This window comes from Bremerella sp. JC817, from assembly GCF_040718835.1.
Lineage (GTDB): Bacteria > Planctomycetota > Planctomycetia > Pirellulales > Pirellulaceae > Bremerella.
On the sequence record NZ_JBFEFG010000174.1, the window covers coordinates 1 to 2,422 of the forward strand.

At 51.2% G+C, this 2,422-nt stretch carries 3 protein-coding genes; 1 reads left to right on the top strand and 2 read right to left on the bottom strand.

Going from position 1 to position 2,422, the window contains the following annotated elements:
* Window positions 1-408: 408 nt before the first annotated feature.
* A complete protein-coding gene (locus tag AB1L30_RS00820; protein WP_367011444.1) occupies window positions 409-930 on the bottom strand; it encodes a hypothetical protein in 522 nt (173 codons plus the stop codon).
* A 529-nt stretch (window positions 931-1,459) separates the two neighbouring features.
* Complete coding sequence (locus tag AB1L30_RS00825; protein WP_367011445.1) at window positions 1,460-1,948, bottom strand: hypothetical protein; 489 nt, start codon at window positions 1,946-1,948, stop codon at window positions 1,460-1,462.
* Window positions 1,949-2,052: 104 nt separating this feature from the next.
* Here AB1L30_RS00825 and AB1L30_RS00830 point away from each other — a divergent pair, with 104 nt between their 5' ends.
* The gene (locus tag AB1L30_RS00830) at window positions 2,053-2,406 is read left to right on the top strand and encodes an IS5 family transposase (protein ID WP_367011446.1); all 354 of its coding nucleotides are present in this window, start codon (window positions 2,053-2,055) and stop codon (window positions 2,404-2,406) included.
* Window positions 2,407-2,422 lie beyond the last annotated feature (16 nt).

The following is a 2,422-nucleotide window of genomic DNA, read 5'->3' on the forward strand; positions in this document are numbered from 1 at the left end:
TCAAATTCTATAGCCACGAACGCCCTCACCAGTCGCTAGGCAATCGAACCCCGTGGACCGTCCACACCAGCCAGCGACTTGGAGCCCAGCAATCCACTTAAGAAACCGGCTCCCGTGGTCCGAAAATTGGGGTCCACTTCAGACATCGCCTTGTCGTGGTTATGACAACTGGTATCTCGTGAGTGTCCTCACGGCCGGGTAGCACTGCCAACCACCATTTCCAGCTTCCGCATATTAAGTGTGCCACTGGCCTCTGGCCAGTGGCTTTGCTGCTGAATGAGGTTGCAACCTGGTCCCTGCTTCGCACTGGCTAGAAGCCAGTGGCACACGGGGGAGTAAATGGCTCAGCAGTGCCACCCCGCCAGTGTTGGGTATCACAGATATCTAAACTTACCAACAATTTGCAGGTTACTTGCCACTGCGTGTGTCATTGAAAATCTTCAAGGACTCGTAGTCGCTGGCATCGGCGAGGCCACGAGTCAATGTAAACAGGGACTCTGGTCTTGATGCTTCAGCCTCCAGGTACTTTTCAAGGGGATGGTATTGTTCTACTTGCTTGTGAAGCCTAGGCAAGCCGATTGATTCAATCACTTCCTTTCTTGCGTAGATCCCTCGTTGATCATGTCTCGCATTTAAATTGAGGTGAAAATCAAATATCGCCTGGTTGTAGTCGTCAGGAAGGTACATCAGAGATACCCACTCAACGGGGTTTCTTTCCTCGAGTTGACGCATCAGATTTGAAATCGTTCGGGGATAAGTCACGTATTTCTCTCCCTTCGACGCCTCTCCTTTAAAAGACATGTGTGAAATTGCCAAGTCCGCTAAGCGGAAAATCGATTGGGCAAAAGTGATCCACTTCAACCAAGCAGAGGACGTTAGCTCAAAATCGTCGTACAGCACTAAGCAATATATGGTCGGTTCCGATCTCATGGTGAACTTACAGATCCTTGGGAATCGGCTTTCCGGAGTGCTTTGATGGAATATTTGTCAATTTGCATTTTCCAACAAGATCTCCCAGTTCCTTTTTAATGTCTTCAAGTTTATCTAATATTTCATTGTCAGTCTGCGACTTGCTGGGGGCCTCATAGCCATCAATCTTGCCATCGGCTGGGTAGCACTGCCAACCACCATTTCCCGCTCCCGCATCTTAGGTGTGCCACTGGCCGCTGGCCAGTGTCTTGATGACTGAACCAGGTTGTCGACCTGGTCCCTGCTTCGCACTGGCTAGAAGCCAGTGGCACACGGGGGAGTAAATGGCTCAGCAGTGCCACCCTGCCGGAAGACTTGGAAGATTGTATTTCGACTTCATCGCGCGAGAGTGCGTCAAGCCCTACCACATGGAACGGCCGCATATTCACTTTAACTCGGGCGCAAAACACCTTCATCGCGGCCTTACACTCGTTGTCGCATCATCACCTTTGGCTTTGGAGGGATGGAACCAAGTGATCTTTGTGCCAGGTCAAATTCGTGGTTTTACTTTTTGCACAGCACCCAGGTTCTTCGACTCTATTGCCTTCACGGCATCTGCAAATATCGATTCAATTGCCTTATCCGACGACTGTCGATCAACAGGGATAGCGAATACCTTCTTAAGCACAATTACTGTTTCATCCTCTTCGGCAAATACAATTGAGCCAACCGGATAGATTTTCCCTTCGCCGAGTGAATTCTCGACTGAAACACCTGCCTTGGTTGTGCTGACACAGCAGGGCTCAGGTGTGCTATCGCGGCGGATGAACAGCATCTCACCAAATTGCTCCCCCGCTATATTTGATGACGTAACGGCCACTCCCTTCCAAAGTATCCCATTAAGAGTGAGCTCAAGTGGTCGAAACTGATAATGCTTCTCGGGGTCGCTGCACCCGAAGTTGGGCAGGCATAACGCAAAGATGACCGTAGCGTATATTGGCAGCGTTCGTTGTGAGATCCAATTTGCGTAGTGTTTCATTGTGCTACCTACTAGGCACTGTCAGAAAACGGTAATTTGACTTTCAATTCCGGACCTCCAACCGTTGAAGAGCACATTCTCTTTTCAACACATAGAGGTCCATCATGGCACGCCATTGCCTTACCGATGATCAATGGGAATTGATTGCTGGCATCTTTCCGCCGCCTGCTCGCACAGGCCGGCCACGAGTCGATCGACGGATGGTGGTCGATGGCATTCTGTGGATTCTGCGAACCGGGGCTCCCTGGCGTGATCTGCCGGAGGTGTTCGGTAAATGGGGTACGGTGTACGACCTGTTCGCGACGTGGAACCAGGACGGAACGCTCGATGAAATCCTGGATCTGCTGCGTTCTGCTCACGTGGACGCAGGAGCGATCGACACCGAGTTGTGGTGTGTCGATGGAACGACCGTTCGAGCGGCCAGATGTGCTGCCGGAGCCGTGAAAGGGGGCGGATGAAGAGGCTAGCTGTGAA

Bases quoted from the DNA above. Each gene is read 5' to 3' on its own strand.
- AB1L30_RS00820 (WP_367011444.1), bottom strand. From the start codon at position 930: ATGAGATCGGAACCGACCATATATTGCTTAGTGCTGTACGACGATTTT.
- AB1L30_RS00825 (WP_367011445.1), bottom strand. From the start codon at position 1,948: ATGAAACACTACGCAAATTGGATCTCACAACGAACGCTGCCAATATAC.
- AB1L30_RS00830 (WP_367011446.1), top strand. From the start codon at position 2,053: ATGGCACGCCATTGCCTTACCGATGATCAATGGGAATTGATTGCTGGC.